This is a genomic window from Cellulomonas sp. (assembly GCF_015234515.1).
Taxonomy (GTDB): Bacteria; Actinomycetota; Actinomycetes; order Actinomycetales; family Cellulomonadaceae; genus Cellulomonas.
The window spans coordinates 137851-163245 of the sequence record NZ_JADGMY010000014.1; the positions used below are offsets into that span (position 1 = coordinate 137851).

At 73.0% G+C, this 25395-nt stretch carries 20 protein-coding genes and 1 pseudogene; 11 read left to right on the top strand and 10 right to left on the bottom strand.

Annotated features, from left to right (window positions below):
* The first annotated feature begins 63 nt into the window (after positions 1 to 63).
* The 5 genes from IR158_RS05355 to purE all read left to right on the top strand — a co-directional run bounded on the left by IR158_RS05355 (position 64) and on the right by purE (position 5191).
* Positions 64 to 798 (top strand): response regulator transcription factor, encoded by a 735-nt coding sequence (locus tag IR158_RS05355; protein ID WP_291810490.1) that lies wholly within the window; start codon positions 64 to 66, stop codon positions 796 to 798.
* 3 nt (positions 799 to 801) lie between these two features.
* Complete coding sequence (locus tag IR158_RS05360; protein ID WP_291810493.1) at positions 802 to 2139, top strand: ATP-binding protein; 1338 nt, start codon at positions 802 to 804, stop codon at positions 2137 to 2139.
* A gap of 64 nt (positions 2140 to 2203) precedes the next feature.
* Entirely contained in the window at positions 2204 to 3394 is a 1191-nt protein-coding gene (manA, locus tag IR158_RS05365; RefSeq protein ID WP_291810497.1) for a mannose-6-phosphate isomerase, class I, read from the top strand.
* A 61-nt stretch (positions 3395 to 3455) separates the two neighbouring features.
* On the top strand, positions 3456 to 4634 hold the full coding sequence (locus IR158_RS05370; protein ID WP_291810500.1) for a 5-(carboxyamino)imidazole ribonucleotide synthase: 1179 nt from the start codon (positions 3456 to 3458) through the stop codon (positions 4632 to 4634).
* Between the two features lie 8 nt (positions 4635 to 4642).
* A complete protein-coding gene (gene purE, locus IR158_RS05375) occupies positions 4643 to 5191 on the top strand; it encodes a 5-(carboxyamino)imidazole ribonucleotide mutase (RefSeq protein ID WP_291810503.1) in 549 nt (182 codons plus the stop codon).
* Positions 5192 to 5221: 30 nt separating this feature from the next.
* On the opposite strand, the gene IR158_RS05380 is transcribed toward purE, so the two are convergent.
* Entirely contained in the window at positions 5222 to 6139 is a 918-nt protein-coding gene (locus IR158_RS05380) for an LCP family protein (protein WP_291810507.1), read from the bottom strand.
* Between the two features lie 214 nt (positions 6140 to 6353).
* On the opposite strand from IR158_RS05380, the gene IR158_RS05385 reads away from it, so the two are divergent.
* The gene (locus tag IR158_RS05385) at positions 6354 to 6755 is read left to right on the top strand and encodes a hypothetical protein (RefSeq protein ID WP_291810509.1); all 402 of its coding nucleotides are present in this window, start codon (positions 6354 to 6356) and stop codon (positions 6753 to 6755) included.
* Here the strand turns inward: IR158_RS05385 and IR158_RS05390 are convergent.
* Together IR158_RS05390 and rfbB are read right to left on the bottom strand one after the other, a co-directional pair.
* On the bottom strand, positions 6724 to 7959 hold the full coding sequence (locus IR158_RS05390; protein WP_291810512.1) for an LCP family protein: 1236 nt from the start codon (positions 7957 to 7959) through the stop codon (positions 6724 to 6726). The genes IR158_RS05385 and IR158_RS05390 overlap by 32 nt on opposite strands.
* Before the next feature lie 86 nt (positions 7960 to 8045).
* Positions 8046 to 9041 (bottom strand): dTDP-glucose 4,6-dehydratase, encoded by a 996-nt coding sequence (rfbB, locus tag IR158_RS05395; protein ID WP_291810515.1) that lies wholly within the window; start codon positions 9039 to 9041, stop codon positions 8046 to 8048.
* 177 nt (positions 9042 to 9218) lie between these two features.
* On the opposite strand from rfbB, the gene IR158_RS05400 reads away from it, so the two are divergent.
* The 4 genes from IR158_RS05400 (at position 9219) to IR158_RS05415 (ending at position 14978) form a co-directional block, all read left to right on the top strand.
* On the top strand, positions 9219 to 10307 hold the full coding sequence (locus IR158_RS05400; protein ID WP_291810517.1) for a class I SAM-dependent methyltransferase: 1089 nt from the start codon (positions 9219 to 9221) through the stop codon (positions 10305 to 10307).
* 1 nt (position 10308) lies between these two features.
* Complete coding sequence (locus IR158_RS05405; protein ID WP_291810520.1) at positions 10309 to 11862, top strand: glycosyltransferase; 1554 nt, start codon at positions 10309 to 10311, stop codon at positions 11860 to 11862.
* 4 nt (positions 11863 to 11866) lie between these two features.
* Positions 11867 to 13432 (top strand): DUF2142 domain-containing protein, encoded by a 1566-nt coding sequence (locus IR158_RS05410; protein WP_291810523.1) that lies wholly within the window; start codon positions 11867 to 11869, stop codon positions 13430 to 13432.
* A gap of 79 nt (positions 13433 to 13511) precedes the next feature.
* Positions 13512 to 14978: a hypothetical protein gene (locus IR158_RS05415; protein ID WP_291810526.1), complete on the top strand. Its 1467-nt coding sequence runs from the start codon at positions 13512 to 13514 to the stop codon at positions 14976 to 14978.
* Here IR158_RS05415 and IR158_RS05420 read toward each other — a convergent pair.
* On the bottom strand, positions 14928 to 16133 hold the full coding sequence (locus IR158_RS05420) for an ABC transporter ATP-binding protein (protein ID WP_291810529.1): 1206 nt from the start codon (positions 16131 to 16133) through the stop codon (positions 14928 to 14930). The genes IR158_RS05415 and IR158_RS05420 overlap by 51 nt on opposite strands.
* Before the next feature lies 1 nt (position 16134).
* Positions 16135 to 17037 carry an ABC transporter permease gene (locus IR158_RS05425; protein ID WP_291810531.1) on the bottom strand — a complete coding sequence of 301 codons (903 nt, stop codon included), beginning with the start codon at positions 17035 to 17037 and terminating at the stop codon, positions 16135 to 16137.
* Positions 17038 to 17224: 187 nt separating this feature from the next.
* On the opposite strand from IR158_RS05425, the gene IR158_RS05430 reads away from it, so the two are divergent.
* Complete coding sequence (locus tag IR158_RS05430; RefSeq protein ID WP_291810534.1) at positions 17225 to 19723, top strand: glycosyltransferase; 2499 nt, start codon at positions 17225 to 17227, stop codon at positions 19721 to 19723.
* A gap of 55 nt (positions 19724 to 19778) precedes the next feature.
* On the opposite strand, the gene IR158_RS05435 is transcribed toward IR158_RS05430, so the two are convergent.
* From IR158_RS05435 to IR158_RS05455, 5 genes and pseudogenes are all read right to left on the bottom strand, one after another.
* Positions 19779 to 20801: a glycosyltransferase gene (locus IR158_RS05435; protein ID WP_291810537.1), complete on the bottom strand. Its 1023-nt coding sequence runs from the start codon at positions 20799 to 20801 to the stop codon at positions 19779 to 19781.
* The gene (locus IR158_RS05440; protein ID WP_291810540.1) at positions 20798 to 21910 is read right to left on the bottom strand and encodes a glycosyltransferase family 1 protein; all 1113 of its coding nucleotides are present in this window, start codon (positions 21908 to 21910) and stop codon (positions 20798 to 20800) included. Before IR158_RS05440 ends, IR158_RS05435 begins: the two co-directional genes overlap by 4 nt.
* 54 nt (positions 21911 to 21964) lie before the next feature.
* The gene (locus IR158_RS05445) at positions 21965 to 24052 is read right to left on the bottom strand and encodes a hypothetical protein (RefSeq protein WP_291810542.1); all 2088 of its coding nucleotides are present in this window, start codon (positions 24050 to 24052) and stop codon (positions 21965 to 21967) included.
* Positions 24049 to 24612 (bottom strand): hypothetical protein, encoded by a 564-nt coding sequence (locus tag IR158_RS05450; RefSeq protein ID WP_291810546.1) that lies wholly within the window; start codon positions 24610 to 24612, stop codon positions 24049 to 24051. Before IR158_RS05450 ends, IR158_RS05445 begins: the two co-directional genes overlap by 4 nt.
* Positions 24613 to 24736: 124 nt before the next feature.
* Positions 24737 to 25395 (bottom strand): annotated as a pseudogene (locus IR158_RS05455) (hypothetical protein); the annotation flags it as partial.

Sequence of the window (25395 nt, forward strand, 5' to 3'; positions counted from 1 at the left end):
TCTCCGGCGCGTCCGGGACCGAGGGCTGGCGGCGGGGGCGAGTTCGTGACCTAACATGGCCGAATGACCCAGGTGCTGCTGGCGGAGGACGACCCCGCGATTGCCGAGCCTTTGGCCCGGGCGCTGGGGCGTGAAGGTTACGACGTGCGCGTGCAAGGCACGGGTCAAGGCGCGATCGACGGCGCCGCGAGCGCCGACCTCGTGGTCCTCGACCTGGGCCTGCCCGACATGGACGGGCTCGACGTCGCCCGCGCGATCCGCAGCCAGGGCCTGACGACGCCCGTGCTGGTGCTGACCGCGCGCGCCGACGAGGTCGACCTCGTCGTCGGGCTCGACGCCGGTGCCGACGACTACGTCACCAAGCCGTTCCGGCTCGCCGAGCTGCTCGCGCGGGTCCGGGCGCTGCTGCGCCGCACCGTGGGCGACCCTGCGGACGAGGACGAGCTGCACGCCCAGAACGTGCGCGTCGACGTCGCCGCGCACCGCGCGTTCCAGGGCGAGCGTGAGCTGCACCTCACGGCCAAGGAGTTCGACCTGCTGCGCGTCCTGGTCGCCGCCGCGGGCACGGTCGTCTCGCGCGAGACACTCATGCGTGAGGTGTGGGGGTCCGACCCGACGGGTTCGACCAAGACGCTCGACATGCACGTGTCGTGGCTGCGTCGCAAGCTCGGCGACGACGCGAACGCTCCCCGCTACATCTCCACCGTGCGCGGCATGGGCTTCCGCTTCGAGACCGGGAGCGCGTCCGACGCCGCCACGGCGTCCGACGCGGCCGCGGGGCCGCTCGACAGGGTCTGACGCGTGCGTCGTCGCGTCCTGCAGGCGACGATCGCCGCCGTCACGGTCGCGGTCGTCCTGCTGGGGTTCCCGCTCGCGTTCCTCGGCGCACAGCTCGTGCGGGAGAACGCGCTCTACGGTCTGGAGGTCCGGGCCCAGTCGGTCGCGCGGACCGTCGACTTCCGGGTCGAGCAGCAGATCGCGCTGTCCGACCGCATGCTCGAGCCGTACACGGGTGCCGATTTCCCCGGTGGCACCGGTGAAGGCCTTGAGGCGAGCGTCGTGGTGCGGACCCCCGCCGGCGAGACCTACCGGGCCGGGCCCACGTTCGACCAGCGGCGCCTCACGGTCCAGACCACGTCGGGGACCGGGGCGACGGTGCTGCTGTACGTCTCGTGGTGGGACGTCTTCTGGATGTCGACGCAGGTCATCGCGCTCGTCGTCGTCGCGGCCGTCGTCGCCTTCGCCGCAGGGATCGCGATGGCGATCTGGCAGGCCAACAGGCTCGCGGCGCCACTGGTGTACCTCGCGGCCTCGGCCGAGCAGCTCGGCTCCGGACAGGTCCGGCCGCAGCTCGAGCCGTCGGGCGTCGAGGAGATCGACCTCGTGGCCGCCGAGCTGGCCCGTAGCGCCGACCGGATGGCGGGGCGTCTCGCCGCGGAGCGCCAGTTCGCGTCCGACGCCTCGCACCAGCTGCGGACCCCGCTGACCGCCCTGTCGATGCGCCTCGAGGAGATCATGCTCACCGCCGGCGAGGAGGAGGTGCGCGAGGAGGCCCGCATCTCGCTCGAGCAGGTGGAGCGGCTGGTGCGCGTCGTGGACGACCTGCTCGCGAGCTCGCGCCGCGCCCAGGGGGGCACGACCGAGGCGATCCTCCTGCAGGAGGTCGTGCACCAGCAGGAGGAGGAGTGGGCCCCGACGTTCGCCGCGGCCGGTCGACGGCTGGTCGTCGACGTCGACCCGAGCACGCAGGTGCTCGCGACGCCGGGTGCCCTCGCCCAGGTGCTCGCGACGCTCATCGAGAACTCCCTGAAGCACGGTGCGGGCACGACGACCGTGCGTTCGCGCGCCGGCGGCCCGTCGCGTGCCGTGGTCGTCGAGGTCGGGGACGAGGGCGAGGGTGTGCCCGACGACCTGGCCCCGCGCATCTTCGAGCGCGACGTCACGTCCGGCGCCGGGACGGGTCTGGGACTGGCGCTCGCGCGGGACCTCGCCAGCGCCGACGGCGGCCGGCTCGAGCTGGCGCAGCGCCGGCCCGCGGTGTTCGCGCTGTTCCTGTCCGGCGTCCCGGCGTCGCTGCGGCCCGACGTCGTCCTGCCGCGCGGTGCCGTGATCTCGGTGCGGCGCGAGCGTCGGTGGTGATCTCAGCCCCCCGGAACCCCCGTCGGGCTAGGCTTCCACCACATCCGTCCGCGAGGGGGAAGACGTGCAGGTTCTCGAGCCGGCGCTCCAGGGTTACGCCTGGGGATCGTCGACCGTCATCCCGGAGATGCTCCGACGCCCTGCTGACGGCTCGCCGGTCGCCGAGGCGTGGTTCGGCGCGCACGCGTCCGCGCCCTCCCGGCTCGTCGGCGCCGGGGGAGAGTCGCTGGACCGCGCGATCGCGACCGACCCCGTGGGGAGGCTCGGGGACGCCGTCGTCTCGCGCTTCGGCCCGGAGCTGCCGTTCCTGCTCAAGCTGATCGCGGCCGCGCGCCCCCTGTCTCTCCAGGTGCACCCCAGCATCGAGCTGGCGCGCGAGGGCTATGCGCGGGAGGACGCGCGGGCCGTCGCGATGGACGACCCGCGACGGTCGTACCGGGACCGCAACCACAAGCCGGAGCTCGTCTACGCGCTCTCGCCGTTCGAGGCACTCGTCGGCTTCCGCGCGCCGCGCCGCGCGGCGGAGATCCTGGACGGCGTCGACCACCCGACGGCACGCCGGCTGCACAAGGTCGTGACCTCGGACCCCACGTCGACGGGCATGCAGGAGGCGTTCACGCTGCTCGTGAGCGAGGCGACGCGCCCAGGACCCGACGAGGTCCATGATCTCGCGGACGCGTTCCGGGCCCGCCTGCGGACCGGGTCGCCGTCGCCCCGCACCGACCGCGCGGTCGACCTGCTCGAGAGCACCTACCCAGGTGACCCCGGTGCGGTGACGGCAGTCCTGCTCAACCCCGTCTCGCTGCGACCGGGCGAGGCGCTCTTCGTGCCGGCGGGCACCGTGCACGCGTACCTCGACGGCTTCGCGGTCGAGCTCATGGCGAGCTCCGACAACGTCGTGCGGGCCGGTCTGACGACAAAGCACGTCGACGTCCCCGAGCTGCTGCGGATCGTCGAGTGCGTCGCCGCCCCACCGATCCGCATCGCCCCCGAGCACGTGTACGACGCGACGGACGTCTACTACGTGCCCGTCGACGACTTCGAGATGTCCGTCACCCGCCTGTCCGACGAGCGGTGCCGGGTGCCGGGGGGCGGGCCCCGGATCGTGCTCTGCCTCGAAGGGCAGGTCACCCTCCACGCGGAGACGGGCGAGGCGCTCGAGATCACGTCGGGGCAGGCCGCCTTCGTCCCCGCGTCCGACGGCGTCCTGCGCGCCCGCGGCGAGGGGCGGGTCGTCCAGGCGTCCGTCCCGTGAGGTCCCCGCGTCGGTGGGCACCACCGCGGGCACGCACCGTCAGCGGCTACCCTCGACGCCCGTGACACCTCCGATCGTGGCCGTCGTCGGCGGCGGCCAGCTCGCCCGGATGATGGCCGGTCCCGCCACCGCACTGGGTCTGCACCTGCGCGTCCTGGCCGAGGCGGCCGACGGCTCGGCCGCGCAGGCCGTCGCCGACGCACCGGTGGGGGCCGCGTCCGACGTGGGCGCGGTGCTCGGGCTCGTGGACGGGGCCGACGTGCTCACGTTCGAGCACGAGCACGTCCCGGCGCACGTCCTCGAAGCGGTCGAGACGCGCGGCGTCCCCGTGCACCCGGGGCCGGCGGCCCTCCTGCACGCGCAGGACAAGGCCGTGATGCGGCGACGCCTCACGGACCTCGGCGTGCCCTGCCCGCGCTGGGCGCCCGTCGGCGACACCGCCGACCTCGAGCGCTTCCGCGCCGCCGTCGGTGGGCGGGCGGTGGTCAAGACGACGCGGGGCGGGTACGACGGCAAGGGCGTGCGGGTCGTCGACGACGGCGTGCTGCCCGACGACGTGGCCGCCTGGTGCGCGGCGGCGGCCGACGGCACGGGGCCGGCGCTCCTGGCCGAGGAGCTCGTGCCGTTCACCCGTGAGCTGGCCGTGCTCGTCGCCCGGACGCCCTCGGGGCGCAGCGTCGTGTGGCCGGTCGTCGAGTCGGTGCAGCAGGACGGCGTGTGCGCGGAGGTCGTCGCGCCCGCGCCCGCGCTGCACCCGCAGACCGCCGCGCAGGCCGAGGGCATCGCCCGGGCCGTCGCCGACGGCCTCGGCGTGACGGGCGTGCTGGCCGTCGAGCTGTTCGAGGTGGCGGACCCGGCGGGCGGCGCGCCGCACGTGCTCGTCAACGAGCTCGCGATGCGTCCTCACAACTCGGGTCACTGGACCATCGACGGGTCCGTGACCAGCCAGTTCGAGCAGCACCTGCGGGCCGTGCTCGACCTGCCGCTCGGCGACGTCGCCCCCGTGGCCCGGTGGACGGTCATGGTGAACCTCCTCGGCAGCGCGCTCGACGACCCGACCGAGGCGCTGCGTGAGGTGCTCGGGGCCGACCCGGGCGCGAAGGTGCACCTGTACGGCAAGACGGTCCGACCGGGCCGCAAGCTCGGGCACGTCAACGTGTCCGGTGACGACCTGGACGACGTCCGCGCGCGTGCGCGCGCGGCGGTCGCGCGGCTGCGCGGCGAGACCCCCGAGGACTGAGGGACGAGATGAGCGGCACCACGCCCGGCGGCACCCAGGTCGGCATCGTCATGGGGTCCGACTCCGACTGGCCCGTGATGCAGGCCGCGGCGGACGCGCTCGCGGAGTTCGACGTGGCCGTCGAGGTCGACGTCGTGTCGGCGCACCGACAGCCCGACAAGATGGTCGCCTACGGCCGCGAGGCAGCCGACCGCGGGCTGCGCGTGATCGTCGCCGGCGCCGGGGGAGCCGCCCACCTGCCCGGCATGCTGGCCGCGGTCACCCCGCTGCCCGTCATCGGGGTGCCCGTCCCGCTCGCCCACCTCGACGGCATGGACTCCCTGCTGTCCATCGTCCAGATGCCCGCCGGCGTGCCGGTCGCGACCGTGTCGGTCGGTGGTGCGCGCAATGCGGGCCTGCTGGCCGTGCGCATCCTCGCCTCCGGCTCGGGACCGGAGGCCGACAGGCTCCGGACGGCGATGCTCGACTTCCAGGACGGCCTGCGTGCGCAGGCCGAGGCCAAGGGCGAGCGCCTGCGGGCCCGGGCCGGACGACCCGCGGCGGGTTTCTCCGCCTGATCGCCCGAACGGGGTCCGCGCGGCCGCGGCCTACGAGCCGGGGACGCCGCCCACCTGACCCGGCGGGAGCGAACCGTCCCGGACGGCGGCGAAGAAGGCCGGCGTGGCGTCGGGGTCGAGCAGCACCGTCGAGCCGATGCCGCCGGGACGGTGGTCCATGCTGGCGATCGGCGGCGTGCCGGTGACGCCGCCCTCGGCGTTCGCGGCGCGGAACGCCAGCGCCAACCGGGCGACGTCCAGCACACCGGCGTCCTCGTCGAAGGTGAGGGCGCCCGTCCCGGCGTCGACGAGCGCGACCTGCGCGCCGGGGTCGAACGCCAGCGAGCCCGGGCTGACCTTGCCCATGACCGCCCCGATGAGCTGCCGCTGCCGCAGGGCGCGACCGACGTCACCCTGCGGGTCCGCCTTGCGCATGCGGGCGAACGACAGCGCGGCCTGCCCGTCGACGTCGTGGCAGCCGGCGGTCCAGACCATGCCGGAGTCGGGGTCGTGGACGTCGCCGTCGTAGCAGAGGTTCACGCCGCCGACGGCGTCCACGAGGTGCGAGACGCCCCCCATGCCGATCTCGGCGTAGTGGTCGATGGTGAGCCCGGTGAGACCCTCGACGGTCTGCACCAGCAACGGCGCCCCGCCCCACGCGAACGCGGAGTTGAGCTTGGCCCCGCCGTGCCCCGGGACCTCGACGTACGTGTCCCGCGGCAGCGAGATCATCGCGGTCGGGCCGCTCTGCGGGACGTGCAGCAGCAGGATCGTGTCGGTGCGCTGGCCCTCGGTGCCGTCCTGCGCGATCCCGCCGTCGTCGCCGCGGGCGTCCGTGCCGGCGAGCAGGTACGTCGTGCCGGGCGTGCCGGCCGCACCGGAGAGCGCCGGCGTGTGCTGCAGGAGACCGTTCGCCCAGATCAGCAGTCCGACGGGCCACGCGACGAGCGCCACGAGCAGGACGATCACGACGAGGCGGGCGCGGGGGAGTCGGCGTCGCCGGGCCCCGGTCGTCGGGACGGGCGGCGCCCCACCGGGCCGGGGGGCAGGGCCGGAGGCGCGGGGCGCAGGCCGCGGGGCGACCGTGCGCCGCGCCGCCTGGCCGGGTGCGGCGGGTGCGTGTGCCGGACGGCCGCCCGCGCCGGCGGGGGCGTACGAGGCCGGAGCACCTGACGGAGGTGTCGTGGTGCCACCGGCGGCCGCACCGTCCGTCGCGCCGCCGCCACGTGCGGAGGCGCTGCGCGGTGCGGAGGCGCTGCGCGGTGCGGACGTGCTGCGCGGTGCGGAGGCGCTGCGCGGTGCAGGTGGCGGCGTCCCGCTGGCTGCGCGCGCCGGAGGCGGGGGCGTGCTCCTGCGCGTGACCGACGCGGGCGGCGTCGCGGCCCGCCCGGCGGTGCCGGCGGGACGCGCGACCCGGGCCGGTGCGGCCGGTCGCGCCGTCGACCTGCCGACGACGCGTGCGTCGTCGGCACCGGGCCGGGTCCGGCCGGGCGCCGGAGCGAAGCTGGGAGGAGGGGTCGCGTCCTCGTCGCGGCGGCCGGCCATCCGCCCGCTCAGCAGCTCACCGACGCGTCCGCGGCCGTGAACGCGTCGACGCCCGGCGTCTTCGTGTCGGTCGGGGTCGGCTCGGTGGGGGGCGGCGCGACCGGGGCGCCGGGGTCGGAGGCGGGCGCGTCGGGGACGTCCGGCACCTCGGGGACCTCCGGCGCGCCCAGCATCGGGACGTCGGCCGCGATGTTCGCCCACAGCTCGTCGGCCGCGGACGTCCACTCGACCCGGTTCCTGTCGCTGCTGGCGGGCGCCCAGGGCACGGTCATGAAGGTGATGTTGTCACGGCTGACGCCACGCAGGCTGAACGCGAGGCCGGTGAGGTCGCCGACCGACAGGTTGGTGGTCACCGACTGCGTCGCGGCGCTGAGGAACTGCAGCAGCTGCCCGGCGTCGGTGAGCAGGTTCTTCGAGAGCACCTCGTTCGCGACGTTCGCGACGAGCTTCTGCTGGCGGCCCGCACGCATCGTGTCGGAACCGTCGAACCCCGTGCCGTGGCGCGCCCGCGCGTACTGCAGGGCGGTCACCCCGTCGAGCACGTGCTGGCCGGCGGTGATGTTCAGGCCCGTGTACTCGTCGTAGTGGTCCTCGGCGATGCACATGGGGACCCCGCCGATGGCGTTGACCATGTTCTGGAACCCGGCGAAGTCCACGACCACGACGTTGCTGATGGGGACACCCGTGTTGGCCTGCACCGTGTTCACCGTGCACGCCGCCGCCGACTCGAGGTCGCCGCCGTAGTCCCAGCCCATCGCGAACGCCGAGTTGAGCATCCCCCGCTTCTGGGACTTGGTCGTCTTGCCGTTGGTCAGCGTGCACGACGGGATCTCCACGAGGGAGTCGCGCGGCAGCGACACCATCTCGACGCGCGACCGGTCGGCGGAGACGTGCAGCAGGATGGTCGTGTCCGACCGCATGCCCTCCTCGTCGCCCCCGATCTCCGCGTTGACGCCATCACGCTGGTCGGAGCCCATCACCAGGATGTTCACCGGCTGCCCCGCGTGGGCGTCGGCCGGGTCCGGAGCCTGCTCCGGGGTCGGTGCCGCGTCCACGAGCCCGTCGAGGTCCAGCCCGTTGACGTTGCCGGTCATCCGAGCCGCCACGGCGACACCGCCCGCGGCACCGAAGACCACCACCGTCGTGACGACGAGCGCGACCGCGCGCATCGCCCCGTGCGACGCGAGGTTCCTGGCGTGGCGGGGGGCACGAAGGCGCCGACCAGCGGCATGGCGTGAGGTCACGGACTGATCGTAGGCGGCGTCGCCCTGCTCGCCGCGGGGCTCCCGGCAGGGGACGCGTAGAGGAATCGTGGAGGTGTGTGTCCCGGTCAGCGACCGAGGACCGCGTACTTCGCCTCGGTGGCGTCCTTCTGGGGCCGCCACCACGCCTCGTTCGAGCGGTACCAGTCGATCGTCGCGGCGAGGCCGTCCTCGAACGTCGTGTACTGCGGCTCCCAGCCCAGCTCGGTCCGCAGCCTCGTCGCGTCGATCGCGTACCGCAGGTCGTGGCCGGGTCGGTCGTTCACGTGCTCGTAGGCGTGGGGCGACTGCCCCATGAGCTCGAGGATGAGCTCGATGACGGTCTTGTTGTCCTTCTCGCCGTCCGCACCGATCAGGTAGGTCTCGCCGAGGCTGCCCTTGTCGATGATCGACCAGACCGCGGAGTTGTGGTCCTCCACGTGGATCCAGTCGCGCACGTTCTCGCCCGTGCCGTACAGCTTGGGGCGCACCCCGTCGATCACGTTCGTGATCTGACGCGGGATGAACTTCTCCACGTGCTGGTAGGGCCCGTAGTTGTTCGAGCAGTTCGAGATCGTCGCGCGCACGCCGAAGCTGCGGGACCAGGCGCGGACCAGCAGGTCGGAGGACGCCTTCGTCGCGGAGTACGGGCTCGACGGGTTGTACGGCGTCTCGGGCGTGAACTTGGCCGGGTCGTCCAGCTCGAGGTCGCCGTAGACCTCGTCGGTCGACACGTGGTGGTAGCGCACGTCGTACCGGCGCACGGCCTCGAGGAGCTGGTAGGTCCCGATCACGTTGGTCCGCACGAAGGGCCACGGGTCGTGGAGCGAGTTGTCGTTGTGGGACTCGGCGGCGAAGTGGACCACCAGGTCCGAGTCCTTGACGAGCCGGTCGACGACGTCCGGGTCGGCGATGTCGCCCTTCGCGAACGTGACCTTGCCCTCGACGGGGTCGAGGCTGCGCTCGTCGCCCGCGTACGTCAGCGCGTCGAGCACGGTGACGCGCACGTCGGAGCGCTCGCGCACCGTCTGGTGCACGAAGTTGGAGCCGATGAAGCCGGCACCGCCGGTGACGAGCATGCGCACGGTGATCTCTCTCCAGGTGGTACGACGCGGGGCTGTATCGTCCAGTTCGGGGACGTCGACCACCTTAGCGGACGGCCGTCGGGCGTCCGGTTCGTCCCTGCGGTCCGGCCCGGTAGCATCAGGCGGTCCGTCGCGGACCATCGGCCCGCGTGTCGCCATGCTCGAGGAGTCCGCCCGGTGTCGTTCTACAAGACCACCGTCGACACGAGAGTCCGCAACTCCAGTCACACGCTCATCGTCGAGATGGTGGGTGAGGGTCGCATCGTCCTCGACGTCGGCTGCGCGTCCGGCTATCTCGGTGCGGCGCTCCAGGAGCGCGGCTGCGAGGTCAGCGGTGTGGAGATCGACCAGCAGGACGCGTCCGAGGCGCGCAAGGTGCTGGGACGGGTCGAGGTCGTGGACCTGGAGACGACCCCGCTCGACGAGGTCTTCGAGCCCGGCTCGTTCGACGACGTGATCTTCGGGGACGTGCTGGAGCACCTCCGGGACCCGGCCGCTGCGCTGCGCTCCGCCGAGCGCCTGCTGCGCCCCGGCGGCTCGGTCGTGGTGTCGGTCCCGAACGTCGCGCACGGCTCGGTGCGGCTCGCGCTGCTCGAGGGGCGCTGGGAGTACCTGGACACCGGTCTGCTCGACCGCACGCACGTCACCTTCTTCACCTACGACTCGCTGATGCGCACGCTCCACGACGCGGGTCTGCGTGTGCGGGAGCTGCGGGCCACCGTCTTCGACGCGCTCGGCACCGAGGTCGCGGTGGACGCCCAGGTGCTGCCGGACGAGGTCGTCCACTGGGTGCGGCAGCAGCCCTACGCCGACGTCTACCAGTTCGTGCTCGCCGCCGGCCGGGCCGACGAGGTCGACCTCGAGCCCACTGACGTCGTGCCGGCCGAGCTGCTCCCGCAGGTCGAGGACGAGCACACCGAGCGGGCGCTGCGGGCGCGCGTGGCCCGCGAGACGGCCGATGACCCCGGGTCCGCGGCCGCGCGGCTGCTCGCCCTTCGCCACGAGGTGCTCGTGGCGAAGGACCACGCGATCGGGCAGGAGGCTCAGCTCGGCGTCCTGCGCCACGACCTCGCGGTCGCCAACGAGGAGCTGCGCAAGGCGATCGCGGACGCCAAGCACGCACACGCGCAGTGGGCCGCGACGATCGCGCACGCACAGGGTCTGCAGCGCCAGATCGACGGGGGTCTGCCGGCACGCACGTTGGCAGCCGCCCGGTCGGCAGCACGCGACGCGCGCCGGGTCGGCCGTCGCCTCCGGAGGCGGTGAGGTGCCCTTCTTCTCCGTCATCACGCCCGTCTACGAGCCGCCGATCGACGTCCTGCGGGAGATGATCGACTCGGTCCTCGCGCAGACGGAGCCGGACCTCGAGCTCGTCCTCGTGGACGACCGGTCGCCCTCGGACGAGGTACGCGACGTGTTGCGGGCGGCGGCGGCCCGCGACTCGCGCGTCAAGGTCGTCGAGCGCGCCGAGAACGGCAGGATCGTCGCCGCGTCGAACGACGCGATCGCGGCCGCCACCGGCGACTTCCTGGCGCTGGTCGACCACGACGACCTGCTGGTCCCGGACGCGCTGGAGGCCGTGCGCGCCGCGATCGAGGCAGACCCGGACGCCGACTACGTCTACACGGACGAGGACAAGGTCGACTCCGCGGGCGTCTACTACGACGAGTTCCGCAAGCCGCAGTGGTCGCCCGAGCGGCTGCGCAGCCACATGTACACCGGTCACCTGTCGGTCATGCGTGCGTCCCTGGTGCGTGAGGTCGGAGGCTTCCGCGACGGTTTCGACGGCTCGCAGGACCACGACCTCGCGCTGCGGGTCTCGGAGCGTGCGCGCCACGTCGTCCACGTCCCGCGGGTGCTGTACCACTGGCGCGTCGTGCCTGGATCGACCGCCGGCGCCGCCGACGCCAAGCCCTACACGTGGGACGCAGGGCGCCGTGCGGTCGCCGACCACCTGCGCCGCGTCGGCATCGACGGTGAGGCGGAGCTCGGCGCCTGGCAGGGCACCTACCGCGTGCGTCGCCGTCTGGATCCCACGACGTCGGTGAGCATCGTCATCCCGACCCGCGGCGGGCGCGGCCTCGTCTGGGGGAAGGACCGAGTCTTCGTCGTCGAGGCCGTGCGGTCCGTGCTCGCACGCACGCGGCACCCCCGGCTGGAGGTGGTCGTCGTCCACGACACGTCGACCCCGCCGGAGGTGCTCGCGCAGCTGCGCGAGCTCGCCGGGAGCCGGCTCCTGCTCGTCCCCTTCGACGAGGAGTTCAGCTTCTCCCGCAAGTGCAACCTGGGCTTCCTGCACTCCTCCGGTGACGTCGTCGTGATGCTGAACGACGACATCGAGGTGCGCTCCGACGGGTTCCTCGAGGCGCTCGTCGCGCCGCTTGCCGAGGAGGACGTCGCGGCCGTCGGTGCGCACCTGACGTTCGAGGACGGCACGCTGCAGCACGCCGGTCACGTCTACTACGACGGTCACCTCCGGCACGTCGGGCTCGGCTCCCCGCCGCAGGACCCGGGGCCGTTCGCGGCGTTCGTGGTCGCGCGCGAGGTCTCCGGACTCACCGCGGCGTGCGTGGCCGTGCGGCGGGAGGTCTACGAGGAGGTCGGGGGCTTCTGCGAGACGCTGCCCGTGAACTTCAACGACGTCGACTTCTCCCTCAAGCTGCGGCACACGGGACGTCGCGTCCTGTGGCTGCCGGACGTCGAGCTCTACCACTTCGAGTCGCGCACCCGTGAGCCGGTCGTGCGCGAGTGGGAGTACACGCGGCTGCGCCAGCGGTGGACCGTCGAGGGTGACGACGTATACCTGCCGGGGGTGAGGTGACGGGATGTCGCGTACGGCGCCCGACTCCGCCGCCACGAGCACGCGTCATCCTGTACGGCAGTACGTGGACGGCATCCTGCAGGTGGCCCGCGGGGCGGTGAGGTCCCCGTGGGCCGGCTCCGCCGTGGTCGCAGGCTTCGCTGTCCAGTCCGCAGTCCTCGCCGTCGTCCTGCGGCGGTCCATTTACGACGAGGACTACCACCTGGGGGCGATCGCGTACTTCGCGGGCGGCGCAGGGCCGTTCGACGAGCAGCCGGACACCTTGCGGCGTCTCGGCGACGTCGAGCGGTACGGCTCGTACCTCTACCACGTGCTGCTGGGCGTCGTCTGGCGGATGACCGCGGGGCTCGCCCCGGACCACCGCGTGGTGGTGCTGCGTCTCGTCTCCGTCGCGATGGTCGCCGGGGCGCTGCTGGTCCTGCGCCGGCTGATGCTGGTGCTGGGGATGTCCGGGGCCGCGACGAACGTCGCGCTGCTCCTGGTGGCGTCGGTGCCGATGCTCACGTTCCTCGCGGCCAGCGTCAACTACGACAACCTCATGATCCTCGCGGTGTGCCTCTTGTGGCTCGCCGTCGCGGAGGTCTGGAGGGGTGAGCGTGACCCGTGGAGCGCCTGGGCCCGGGTCCTGCTCTGGTCCGGGGTCGCGTGCCTCGCCAAGTTCTCGGCGGTCCCGCTGGTGGCGGGTACGGTGATGGTGCTGCTCGTGAGGCAGGTGCTCGTCCTGCGCCGCGGACGGGAGCCGCGTCCTGGGGCGACCCGCGTCGCGGTGATCACGCGGGGGGCCTGGTTGCTGGCGGCCGTGGTCGCCTCCGTGGCCGTGGTCGAGCGCTACGGGTGGAACCTCGTGCGCTACGGGACGCCTCTACCCGACTGCATCCAGGTCCAGGACCTGCAGACCTGCCTGTCGTGGGGGCCGTGGCGACGAAACTACGAGCTCGACGGCCAGTTCCCCGACCTCAGCCCCGGGGTCCCTGAGCTGGTCGCTTACGTGACCCGGGACTGGATCCCGTCGCTCTCGACGACGTGGACGTTCTTCGGCGCGGTGGTCGACGGGAAGGTGTCCGGGACGCTCGGCGCCCACGTCGCCGGTCTCCTCGTCGTCGCGGCGTCTGTCGCGGTCGTCGTGCTCTGCCTCGTCGGGCTGCGGGACGTCGCCGCGCTGCGAGGGGCGGTGCCGTTGCTGGTGGGCTGCACCCTGTACGTGGTCGCGCTCGGTGGGCAGAACTTCTCGGACTACCTGCGGCTCGGCGAGCCCGTCGGCGTTCAGGGTCGTTACCTGCTGCCGGTCGCGGTCGTCCTGATCCCCTTCGCGGTCCACGCGTGGGCACACCTCGTGCGGCGCCAGCGGCTGCGTAGCGCCCCGTTCGTGACCGCACTCGCGGTCGCCCTGATGATCTCGCAGGGTGGGGGAGTGATCGGGGTGCTCGCCCGCTCGGACACCACCTGGTTCCGTCCGGGAGGATGGGAAGCGGTGGGCACAAGCGTGCGCGAAGTCGCGCTGACGGTGGTGCTCGACGACGCGCTGATTCCCGACCCGCGGCGCGTCGTCGGCACGAGCGCGGTGCCGTAGCGTCGCGAGGAGGGCGATGACGAAGCCGCGTCCGGCGCATGTCCTGGACGGCGCGGGTGCTCGACCCAGGGGAGTAGGAATGCAAGCGCCAGAGGGTCGCGTGCGGCGTGTCCGTGCGCGATGGTCGATCGGGGAACGCCGCTCGACCCTGGCGGCGGCAGTAGCCGCCGCCGGGGGCGCACTGGCCTTCGCGGTTGTCGCGCCCCCCTACGTCTCGGCGGACGAGGCGGCGCACGTCGACTACGCTCTGCAGCTGTGGCACGGGGGGCTCCCGGTGTTCGAGGACGGCCTGCGGCTGCAGCTCGACCAGGGTCACGTCCCCCCAGTGCAGTGGACGGCCCAGCATCCGCCGCTGTTTTACGCGCTCCTCGCGCCGGTCGTGGGCCCCCTGGTCGACGGCGACCGGCCGACGACGGCGGCGTTCGCCGCGCGCGGCGTCACGATGGTCCTGGCGTTCCTCACGGTGCTGGCTGCCGCCTGGGCGGCCCGGTGGTTGCTGCCCTCCGCGTACCGCGCGGCACTCTGGGCGGTCCCCGTCGTCGTGGCCGGCGGCACGTGGCTGCTGCGGCTAGGTGGCGCGGTCTACAACGACGTGCTGCTGATCCTCGAGGTGACCCTGCTCATAGGGCTCGTCGGGTACCGGCTGAGGACGGACGCGCTCGCGCGCTGGTGGCGACCCGCCTGGGCGCTGCTGCTGGCCGCCGCGGCACTCACGCGGGCATCGGGCCTGTCGCTCGCGCTGCTGTGCGTCGCTGTCGTTTCGCTCGACATCGCCCTGCGGCGTCCGCGGGATGTGCGCGCCTGGTGCGGCGATCTGTTCGCGCCTGTCGCGGTGGCGGTGGCGGCGTCGTGGTGGTTCTACGCGCGAAACGTTCGTCTCACCGGCTCGATCACGGGTGGGCACCCGGGGTGGGCCGTCGAGCACCTGGGGCGGCAGCATCGCGCCCTCGAGCAGGTCCTGACGTCATCCACTTTCTGGGAGACGTCGCTGCAGCAGTACGCGTCGGCACCAGCCGTCCGCGACGACGCGAACCTGCTGCTCTTCCTCGTTCCAGCCGCGCTGGGCGCGGCGCTCCTCGTGACGGGGGTCCTGCGTCGCCCCGGCGAGACCGCGCTCGCGGACAGGCTGTGCGTCCTTCTCCTTGCCGGCGCCGTCGGGGGGATTTTGCTCCAGCAGGCGCTGTACCACACGACCGGTGGCGGCGCGAACGGCCGTTACCTGGCGGTGCTGGCGCTCCCGTTCGCCGTGCTCCTCGTCGCGGCGGTGGGACCGTGGGGTGCGCGGCCCCTGCGGGTCGCGTGGGTCGTGGGGCTGTGGTTCGTCGCGCGGGCGGTCGAACTCGGCCTCGACGTGGAGGCGACCCGTGCGCGGTACGCACCGGCGGGAGCGCCGGGCCTGCCGACCTGGCTCGGCTGGTGCGGCTACGGGCTGTTCGTCGTTGCAGGCCTCACGTCGGTCGTGGTCGGCGCGCGCGGCGCCTGTGAGGCGTCGCCGTCAGGCCGTGGCGGGCTCGAAGACCGCGTCGAGGTGCAGCGGGCCCTGTGAGCGGCCGTCGGCCTTGACGGTGAAGTGGGCGGCCTCCGGGACGCCGTGCACCTCGCTGCCGTCGGGCATGGTCAGCGACGTCTGGACGATGTACTCGCCGTCACCCAGCTGGAGCGAGTCCACGTGGAACCGGTAGCGGCCCGTGCCCTCCAGGGCAGCCGGGGGAGTCTCCAGCAGCCGCGTGTTCGTCCCGCCGAGCACCGTGCCCAGCGGGGTCGCGATGCCGATCCCGATCTCGAAGCCCTCCGGGAGCGCCGAGTCGGCCTGGATCTCGACCGCCACGGTCAGGCCCTCGCCGGTCTGCAGCACCGGGCTGCCGGTCTCACCGGAGTCGGACTGCAGGGCGACGCCGGTGAAGCGGGCGCGGGGGAGGCGCGACGCCACCTCGATCGAGGCCTGCTTGCGCTCGATCTCGTCCTGCCGGGTCGCCTCGAAGTCGGCCCGCAGCACCCGCAGCGCCTCGCGGGGGGGACCGTCGGCCGCGACGCGACCGTGCTCGAGCACGACCGCACGGTCGCAGAACTCCGCGACCTGGTCGAGCCCGTGCGTGACCAGGACGATCGTGCGGCCCTCGTGCTGGAAGCCGCGGATCCGCTCGAGGCACTTGCGCTGGAACGGCTCGTCACCCACGGCCAGCACCTCGTCGACCAGCAGGATGTCCGGGTCGACGTGCACGGCCACGGCGAAGGCCAGCCGGACGTACATCCCCGAGGAGTAGAACTTCACCTGGGTGTCGATGAACTGCTCGATGCCGGAGAAGTCGACGATCGCGTCGAAGTGCCGGTCCGTCTCCTGCCGCGACAGGCCGAGGATCGAGGCGTTGAGGTAGACGTTCTCCCGCCCGGTGAGGTCGGGGTGGAACCCGGCGCCGAGCTCGAGGAGCGCCGCAAGCCGTCCGCGCAGGCGCACGGTGCCCGACGTGGGCTGCAGGATGCCGCCGATCATCTTGAGCAGCGTCGACTTCCCCGAGCCGTTCGGGCCGATGAGGCCGACCGTGCTGCCGGACTCGATCTGCAGGCTCACGTCCCGCAGGGCCCAGAAGTCGTCCTTGTGGAGGTTGGATCGACCGAAGTTGACCAGCCGCTCCTTGAGCGACTTCTCCTTGCGGATCACGAACCGCTTGGAGATGTCGTCGATGTCGATGACGGTCGTCACGTCACAGCTCCTGCGCGAAGTTGCTCTGCAGCCGGGCGAAGACCCGCTGGCAGACCCAGAGGAGGACCACGCCCACGGCCAGCGCGATGCCGAGGCGCGCCGCCAGCTGGTCGGGTGCGAGCTGCCCGTCACCGGACACCCAGAACGTGCGTTGGAACCCGAGCACGGCCAGGGTCATGGGGTTCGTCAGGTAGATGTCCTGCAGCCGGGGGCTGATGGAGCCGGCGACCTGGTGCCAGGCGTACACGATCGGCGACGCCCAGAACATGATCATCAGCGCCACGTCGACGAGGTACTGCACGTCGCGCAGGTAGACGTTGACCGCCGAGAGGAGCAGCGCGAGGGCCGTGGCCCACACCAGCACGACCGCGAGAGCCAGCGGGAAGTAGAGCCAGCGGCCACCGGTGGGGAACCGCTGCACCGCCAGCGTCGCGCCCGTGAGGATGACCAGCTGGATGCCGAAGTTGAACAGCGACGAGCCGACCACGCTGAGCGGGAAGACCTCACGCGGCAGGTAGACCTTCTTGATCAGCCCGGAGTTCTGGACGATCGAGGCCGTCCCGACCGTGACGATCTCGCTGAAGAGGGTCCATGCGGTCAGGCCCGTGTAGATGAACACCGCGAAGTCCGGCACGTTGCGCTCGTTGCCGAGGAACTTGCCGAGTGCGACGTAGTAGATCAGGAGCATGGCGAGCGGCCGGATCAGGCTCCAGACGAAGCCGAGAGCGCTGTCCTTGTAGCGCGACTTCAGCTCCCGGCGCACGAGGGAACCGAGCAGCTCGCGGTGACCCACGATGTCCCTGATGGACGAGACCGTCCCGCGGGCGAAGCCAGGGCGGGGACCGGCGATCCGCATCGGCTCGTCGGCCAGCGCGTGCGCGCGGGCCGTGGCGATGTCCGTCATGACGCCTCTCGGGAGTTCGTGGCCGCCGCGGGTTTCGGGCGCTGAGCGGCACAACACTACCCTCGCGTCGTGGCACACCGTGCGGCCCGGTGCGTGGGCTGCACGACGGTAGTGTGGCGCGTCGGGGTCGGGGAGCACCGGCCGGCGGCGCGCCGTCAGGGCCGCTGCACCGAGAGCTGGAGGACGAGTGACTCGCACACCCGAGGAGACCCGCCCGGGCGTCGTGACCGTGGTGCTGGTGAACTACCGGGGCGCGGACGACACGATCACGTGCCTACGTGCGTTCGACGACGTCGACTGGCCCGCCGACCGCCTCGAGCTGGTCGTCGTGGACAACGACTCGGGCGACGGCAGCGCCGAGCGCATCCGCGACGCGGTCCCCGGGGCGAAGGTCGTCGAGTCCGGCGCGAACCTGGGCTTCGCCGGCGGCTGCAACCTCGGGGTCGAGCACGCGCACGGGGAGTGGGTGGCGTTCCTCAACAACGACGCGCGGCCCGGGACCGACTGGATCTCGGCGGCGGTCGAGGTCCTCCAGCAGGACCCGACCGTGGGCGCGGTCGCCAGCAAGGTCCTCGACTGGGACGGCCAGCTGGTCGACTACGTCGACGGCTCGCTCACGTGGTACGGCGCCGGGTACAAGCGCGAGGCCGAGAAGCCGGACTCCCCGGAGTACGACGTCCCGAAGGACGTGCTGTTCGGCACGGGTGCCGCGATGTTCGTCCCCACGGACCTGTACCGCAAGGTGGGGGGCTTCGACGAGCGCTTCTTCATGTTCTACGAGGACGTGGACCTCGGGTGGCGGCTGAACCTGCTCGGGTACCGCGTGCGGTACGTGCCGGGCTCTGTGGCCTACCACAAGCACCACGTGACCATGAAGAAGTTCGGCAACTTCCGCGAGGCGTACCTGCTGGAGCGCAACGCGCTGCTGTCGATGTACAAGAACCTCGATGACGAGTCGCTCGCACGGGCGCTGCCCGCGGCGATGGCGCTGGCGGTGCGGCGCTCCATCGCGCGCGCCGGCGTCGACGCGTCCATGCTCGACCTGCAGCGCTCTCCCGGAGGGGACGACGTGGGCACCGTGGAGATCCCGAAGATGGGACTGACGGGGTTCTTCGCGATCGACTACCTCGTCGACCAGCTGCCCGGGCTCGCGGAGACGCGGCGGGAGCTGCAGGCTGCTCGCCGCCGCAGCGACCGCGAGCTGTTCCCGCTGTTCCGGCACGCGATCGAGCCGGCGTACGCGATCGAGGGCTACAACACCGCGCACGACGCGCTGGTCGACGCCTTCGGCATCGCCGAGCACTTCGTCTCGCGGCACCGGGTGCTGGTGGTGACCGGCGAGCCGCTGCTCGAGCGCATGGCCGGGCCCGCCATCCGGGCGTGGGAGATCGCGCGCGTCCTCGCCCCCGAGCACGACGTGCGCCTGCTGTCGACCGCGGGCGCCCGCGTGACGTCCGACGACTTCGAGGTCGTCCACGCCACCGGGAAGGCGTTGCGCGAGCAGACGGACTGGGCCGACGTGATCGTGTTCCAGGGATTCCTGCTCGAGGGTGCACCGTGGCTCAAGGACAGCTCGAAGATCCTCGTCGCCGACGCGTACGACCCGATGCACCTCGAGCAGCTCGAGCAGGCCAAGGACCTCGGCCCGACGGGACGGGCGACGTCGATCCGCGAGACGACGCGCGTGCTGAACGAGCAGCTGCGCCGTGCCGACTACGTGCTGTGCGCGTCCGACAAGCAGCGCGACTTCTGGCTCGGCCAGCTCGCGGGGCAGGGCCGCCTCAACGCGGCCGTGTACGACGAGGACGCGAGCCTCGACTCGCTCATCGGCGTGGTCCCGTTCGGGATCTCCGAGGACCCGCCGGTGCAGAAGCGTCACGCGATCAAGGGCGAGGTGCCCGGCATCGGCCCAGACGACAAGGTGATCCTGTGGGGGGGCGGGGTCTACAACTGGTTCGACCCCCTGACGCTCGTGCGTGCGGTCGACCGCCTGAAGGACCGCCGTCCCGACGTGCGGCTGTACTTCCTCGGGCTGAAGCACCCGAACCCCGGGGTGCCGGACATGCGCGTCGCGTGGGACCTGCGTCAGCTGTCGGACTCCCTGGGCCTGACCGACCGCCACGTGTTCTTCAACGAGGGGTGGGTCCCGTACGCCGAGCGTGCCGACTACCTCCTCGACGCGGACCTCGGTGTCTCGACGCACTTCCACCATGTGGAGACGGCCTTCAGCTTCCGCACCCGCATCCTCGACTACCTGTGGGCGGGCCTTCCGATCGTCGCGACGGCGGGGGACACGTTCGGGACGCTCATCACGGAGCACGGGCTCGGCGCCACGGTGCCGGCGGAGGACGTCGACGCGCTCGAGCGGGCGCTGGAGACGTACCTCTACGACGACGAGGCGATCGCGCAGGCGCGCAGCAACGTCCGGGTGTTCGCGCAGGACTACCGGTGGTCGCGCGTGCTCGCGCCGCTCGTCGAGTTCTGCCGGTTCCCGCGTCGTGCGGCCGACCTGCAGCTCGAGCTCGGGGACCCGTCGGTCACGGCGCAGCCCTTCGCCCGGCCCCGTGGTCTGCGCTCGGACCTCGCGCTCGCGCGCGACTACCTGCGCGCGGGCGGCGTCGGCGAGGTCGCCCGGCGGGCGAGCGGTCGCGTGTCGCGCATGGTCGGACGGGGGCCGCAGGGCTGAGCCCGTCTGCCCGACGACCCGGGCCACCGGGTCGTCGGGCAGGCCGTGCGCCGCGTCAGAACCGTACGGAGGGCGAGCGCGGGCCCCGGGCGTCATGCCAGATGCGGTGGCGCTCGACGAGCGTGCGGGGCAGGCGCACGCTCGCGTCCCGCAGCCCGCGGAGACGTGCGCGCATCACCGGGTCACTGGGCCCGTCGTGGACCAGCGCACGGACGCTCCCCGCGGTCTGGCGCGTCCACGACGTGAGCGCGAGGCGCGCGGGCGCGTGCCGGGTGACGACCGTGAGCGAGTTGCGCGTGTTGTGGTACCGGAAGACCGGACTGCGCACGCCGCTGCTCGCGGCGTGCTGGTGCCGGGCGACCGCTCCGGCGACGTACCGCGTCCGCCAGCCACGGGACCGGAGCCGCCAGGACAGGTCGGTGTCCTCGTAGTACAGGAAGAGGTCGGCGTCGAAGCCGCCGACCTCTTCCAGCGCGGTGCGCCGCAGGGCTGCTGCGCCGCCGCAGAACCCGAACACGACGGCGTCGTCGGACTCCTGGCCGACCGGCGCCATCCAGTCCCGGTCCCCGCCCGCGCCCCGGTCGTCGACGACGTTGCCGGTCGAGTTGATGAGCTCGATGCCGTCGGGGTCGTCGTCGTCGGTGCGCACCCAGGTGCCGGAGGCGTCCCGGCGGTACCTTCCGGTCAGCAGGAGTCGTGCGGTGACGGCCCCCACGCGCTCGGCGCCGGGCGCATCGAGCGCCGCGAGGAGAGCGGCGACGGCGCCGTCCTCGAAGGTGGCGTCGTCGTTGAGCAGCACGATCGCATCCCCGGTGAACCCGGCCGTGCCGGCCGCCGCCCCGCCGGCGAAGCCGAGGTTGCGGGGTGTGCGCAGGGTGCGGATCTGGGGGAAGCGGGTCGCGAGGAGATCGGCGGTGCCGTCGTCGGAGGCGTTGTCGACGACGAGGACCTCCATCCCGGTCACCTGCTGGGCGAGCAGGGAGTCCAGGCACGCCGCGATGGTGGCGGCGCCCCGCCAGGTGACGACGACGGCGCGGACACGGGCTGCGGACGGGGACGTCGCGCTCACCGCGCTCATCGGGCGACCTGCCGGTAGACGTCGGCGGTCAGCGCGGCCGCCCGCGCCCACGACCGGTCGGCCGCGCGTGCGGCCGCCGCCCCGGCCAGCTCGTCGTGCCGCACGCCCACGGCCTGGTCCAGTGCGTCCGCGAGCGCGTCGACGTCGGTGGGGTCCACGAGCAGCCCGGCGCCCTGCGTGAACTCCACCATGGGCGTGCCCGCGGACGTCACGACGGGTACCCCGTGGGCCATCGCCTCGAGGACCGGCATCCCGAACCCCTCGCGCAGCGACGGGAAGCAGAACGCGCGCGCGCCCGCGTACGCCGCGTGCAGGTCGTCGTGGCTCAGTCGTCCAAGCCGCACGACGCGGTCGGCGGGCAGCTGTCCCCACCGCAGCGCGACCTGCTCGGCCGCGTCCCCCCAGCCGTCCGGTCCTGCGAGGGCGAGCGCGAGGTCCGGGTGACGGTCCGCGACCGCGGCGAACGCGTCGAGCAGCGCGGGCAGGTTCTTGCGGGGCTCGAGAGTGCCGCACCACAGCACGTAGGGCCGCTCGAGGCCGTGGCGGCGCGCGAGATCGGCGACCGCCTCGGCCGACGGTCGCGGGACGCGCACGCCGTGCGGCACGACGTGGACGCGCGCGAGGTCGAGGCCGACGGCCGCGCAGTCGTCCGCGGTCGCCTGGGAGGGGACCACGATCGCGTCCGCCTCCCGGCGGACGACCTCGAGGGCGCGGCGGAAGTAGGAGTTGCCGCGCGCCGTGAAGTGGTCCGGCTCGTGCAGGAAGGCGACGTCGTGGACGGTCACGACCAGCGGTGCCGAGCGCGGCGGGACGGCCCACGTCGTGGCGTGCACGACGTCGACGGGTCCCCCCGACGGTGGCGTCGCCGGCCACCGCAGGCGGTTCCACGCCTCGTACAGCGCGGTGCGCGGCAGCCGGTGCGCCTGGACCGTCATGGTCCGACCGCCGATGGAGCGGGACGTGTGCCCCCGTGCGGCGACGGGCACGACGTCGACGTCGTCGAGGTCGTCGAGCGCGCGGACGAGCTCGTGCACGTAGGTGCCGGAGCCCCCGGGGGCCGGCTGCCAGAGCTGCTCGACGGTCAGGGCTGCACGCAGGGGGCCGGGCACGGCGTCATCCTACCGACGTGTGTGCCGGCGCCCCCGCGCGCAGCCCCGACCGCCTCAGGGGACGGTCACCGAACGACACCCGAGCAGGGGGTTGGGCCCACCGCCCCACGAGTCGATCGCGTAGGCGCAGACGCTGCGCGTCCCCGGCAGCGCCGTCAGCTGGACCGAGAAGCCGTGCGCGGCACCCATCCCGTGCGCCCGGTCGACGTCGGGACGCGCGAGGTTCGCCGTGACCGCGCGCACCGCCGTGCCGTCGACGTAGAGGTGGACGGAGATCGGCTCGGTCGTGTTCGGGTCGATCGCCCAGCCCGTGGCGGTGACGGTGCCGCTCCCGGCCGTCGCCGTGTCGAGGCGGCCGAACGCGACGCCGTTGACGTCGACCGTGCGGCAGGCGATGCGCGTGGCGGGACCGTCCCACGAGTCCAGCGCCTCCACGCAGAACTCGTGCGGCCCGGGCGTCGCAGGCACGACCACGTTGAATCCGTGCGCGGCGCCCCGCCCGTGGACGCGGGCGACGTCAGGACGGGATGCCCCGGCGACGAGCGAGACCGGTTGCTTGCCGTCGGTGGTCACCCGGACGGTGATCGACCCGTCGGTGTCGGGGTCGAACGCCCAGCCGCCGAGCGTGACCTCTCCCGTCCCGGAGCGTGCGACGTCGAGCGCTCCGACCGGTGACCGGTTGACGACGGTCGTGGTCGTGCAGCCGATGCGGGGGTTGGCGCCCCCGGTCGAGTCGATCGCGTACACGCACACCTGGCGTGCGCCGGGGGAGGCCGGGACCGTCGTGGAGTAGCCGTGGGCGGCGCCTCGTCCGTAGACGCGTGCGACGTCCGGCCGTGACGTGTTCGCCGTCACGGACCGCACGGCCTTGCCGTCGACGTACACGTGCACGGCGATCGACGCCGACGTGTCGGGGTCGAACGCCCAGCCGCGGACCGCGAGCCGGCCTTCGGTGGACACGGCGGAGTCGAGCACCCCGACGGGCGCGGAGTTGCGCACGGTGACGTCCGCGCAGCCGAGCATCGGGTTGCCGTCGCCCGTGCCGTCGATCGCGTACACGCAGACCCGGTGCCTGCCGTCGGCGGCGTCGACGGTCGTGCTGAACCCTGCCGTGGCGGTGGTCCGGCGGTACACCCTCTGGACGTCGGGACGTGCGCCGTTCGCGGTCGCCGCACGCACGGCCTTGCCGTCGACGTAGACGTGGACGGAGATCGGCGCGCTCGTGTCCGGGTCGAAGGCCCAGCCGCGAACCGAGATCGTCCCCGGTGCGTCCGAGCTCACCGCGTCGATCACGCCGATCGGCTGGCGCGCCGTCGACGAGCCGAACCAGTCGGCGAAGTAGTTCCAGAAGTTGCGGTTGCCGTACGACGAGCACGCGTCCCCGGTGCCGTAGCCCGCAGCGAGGGCCGCCGCGTTGGGCTGGTAGGGCGTGTAGTTGTACAGGCCGGCCGTGGCCTGGTTCTGGATGTGGACCTGCGAGGACCCGCAGGCGGCGTTCGGGTGGAAACGCACGGCGTTGGTGCGGCCCGCGATGTGCCCGTACCGGGTCGGGTGCAGCGCGTACTGCTTGAACTGGGATGCGGCCGAGTACACCTGGTTGAAGAACCCGTAGTACTGCGTGTCACACGCCGCGGTGTCGGGGCAGCCGAAGCCCATGGCCTTGCGGTACACGGCGGCCGACCGGCCCGTCGACGCGGTGACGAGGCCCTGCTCCTTCTGCAGCGTCACGAGCAGGACCTGCGGGTTGATGCCGCAGGCGACGGCGACCTTGGCGATGATCGTCGCGGCGGACTCGGACGCGGCACCGCTGTAGGTGCCGGCGCACCGATCGGTCGCGGGCCGGGTCGTGGTCGACTCGCGGTAGCTCTTCAGGCACGTGCTGCCCGCCGCCGGCCGGCAGTCGGCCCCGCGCTGGTCGAGGAAGGCCTGCACCTGGGCGGCGGACATCGTGCCGCTGTCGTAGAAGACCGAGTCGCTGATGATCAGGCCCGGGTCGAAGCGAGAGAGGTCCGCGGCCTCGGCCGCGGGAGCGGTGGCGGGGCCGGGCAGCAGCGGCGTGACGAGCACCCCGACGCCGACCAGCATCGCGAGGACGAGTGCCCGCGCCGTGAGGCGGGTGCTGCGGGTTGCGTCGCGCGTCATCGGACCCGCACCTCCACGGGCGCGGACGCGCCACGACTCGCGTCGGACGAGTAGCTCAGCACCGCCTGCCAGGTCCCGGCGGACGGCGTGGTCGGCGCGGCGGACATCAAGCCGCAGCTCGTCGTCGAGGCGTCGGCCACGGCCACCTCCGACCCGGTGACTGTCCGCCCGTCGCGCGTGATCGTCAGCGTGCAGGTGCCGCCGTCCTCCACGACGTCCGCGTAGCCGGACACCTCGACCGCCCCCGAGGCCGCGTTCCACTCGGCGATCGTCACGGACACGGCAACGTCCTGACGGGTGTCGCCGGACGGCGTCGGCTCAGCCGTGGGCTCCTCGGTCGGAGCGGACGACGAGGTCGGCGACGGTGTGGGCCTGGGAGCCGGGTCGTCGTCCGGCGTCATGGACGCGGTGGGTGTCGCGCGTGTCGCCGAGGGTGTGGGTGTGGCGGTCGCGGCGTCCGCGACGTCTCGTGTGCCGAACCGCAGCGCGACGGCGCCGACGCCCAGCAGGACGACGGCGAGGACGACGACGACGGCGGCTCTGCGCCTCCCGGTTGGCACGGTGACTCCTCGGTTCGGTGGCGGGGCCCGACAGCGGAACGGTAACCCGCAGGGCGGTCCTCGCCCCGCTCTGGGCGGCGGGTCGCGCACCTCGGTCCGAAGTGCCCCGGTTCGTGTCCGCGGCTCAGCGTACTGAGACGCTGCGGCAGGTCAGGAGGGGGTTGGGACCGGTGGGCCGGTTGATGAGGTACAGGCACACCGACCGCGTCCCCGCGGCGGCGGAGACGGTCGCGTCGAACCCATGGCGGTCACCGAGGCCGAACTTGCGCGCGATGTCGGGCCGGGGGCGGTCGGCCGTCAGCGCGCCCGCGAGGCGGCCGTCGACGTAGACGTGCACCCCGATGGGGGCCGTGGTGTCGGCGTCGAGGGCCCAGCCGCCCACGGTGATGCTCGTGGGCGTGGTCCGGATCGTGTCGAGGGAGCCGATCGGCGGGTGCCCGACCTGCACGGTGCGGCACGTGAGCACCGGGTTCGGTCCGGTGGGCTGGTTGATGAGGTACAGGCAGACGGAGCGGCGGCCCTGCTCGGCGGGGATCGTCACGTCGAACCCGTGGGCGTCCCCCTTGCCGTAGGCCCGCCCGACGTCGGGCCGCGAACGGTCGGCCGTCAGTGCACGGGCGGCCTTGCCGTCGACGTAGACGTGCACCCCGATGGGGGCCGTCGTGTCCGGGTCGAGCGCCCAGCCGCCCACGGTGATGCTCGTGGGCGTGGTCCGGATCGTGTCGAGCGAGCCGATCGGCGGGTGCCCGACCTGCACGGTGCGGCACGTGAGCACCGGGTTCG

What these genes read in the sequence shown, in the direction of transcription:
- IR158_RS05355 (WP_291810490.1), top strand. Translation starts at nt 64, where the DNA reads ATGACCCAGGTGCTGCTGGCGGAGGACGACCCCGCGATTGCCGAGCCT.
- purE (WP_291810503.1), top strand. Translation starts at nt 4,643, where the DNA reads ATGAGCGGCACCACGCCCGGCGGCACCCAGGTCGGCATCGTCATGGGG.
- IR158_RS05410 (WP_291810523.1), top strand. Translation starts at nt 11,867, where the DNA reads ATGTCGCGTACGGCGCCCGACTCCGCCGCCACGAGCACGCGTCATCCT.
- IR158_RS05415 (WP_291810526.1), top strand. Translation starts at nt 13,512, where the DNA reads ATGCAAGCGCCAGAGGGTCGCGTGCGGCGTGTCCGTGCGCGATGGTCG.
- IR158_RS05425 (WP_291810531.1), bottom strand. Translation starts at nt 17,037, where the DNA reads ATGACGGACATCGCCACGGCCCGCGCGCACGCGCTGGCCGACGAGCCG.
- IR158_RS05435 (WP_291810537.1), bottom strand. Translation starts at nt 20,801, where the DNA reads ATGAGCGCGGTGAGCGCGACGTCCCCGTCCGCAGCCCGTGTCCGCGCC.
- IR158_RS05445 (WP_291810542.1), bottom strand. Translation starts at nt 24,052, where the DNA reads ATGACGCGCGACGCAACCCGCAGCACCCGCCTCACGGCGCGGGCACTC.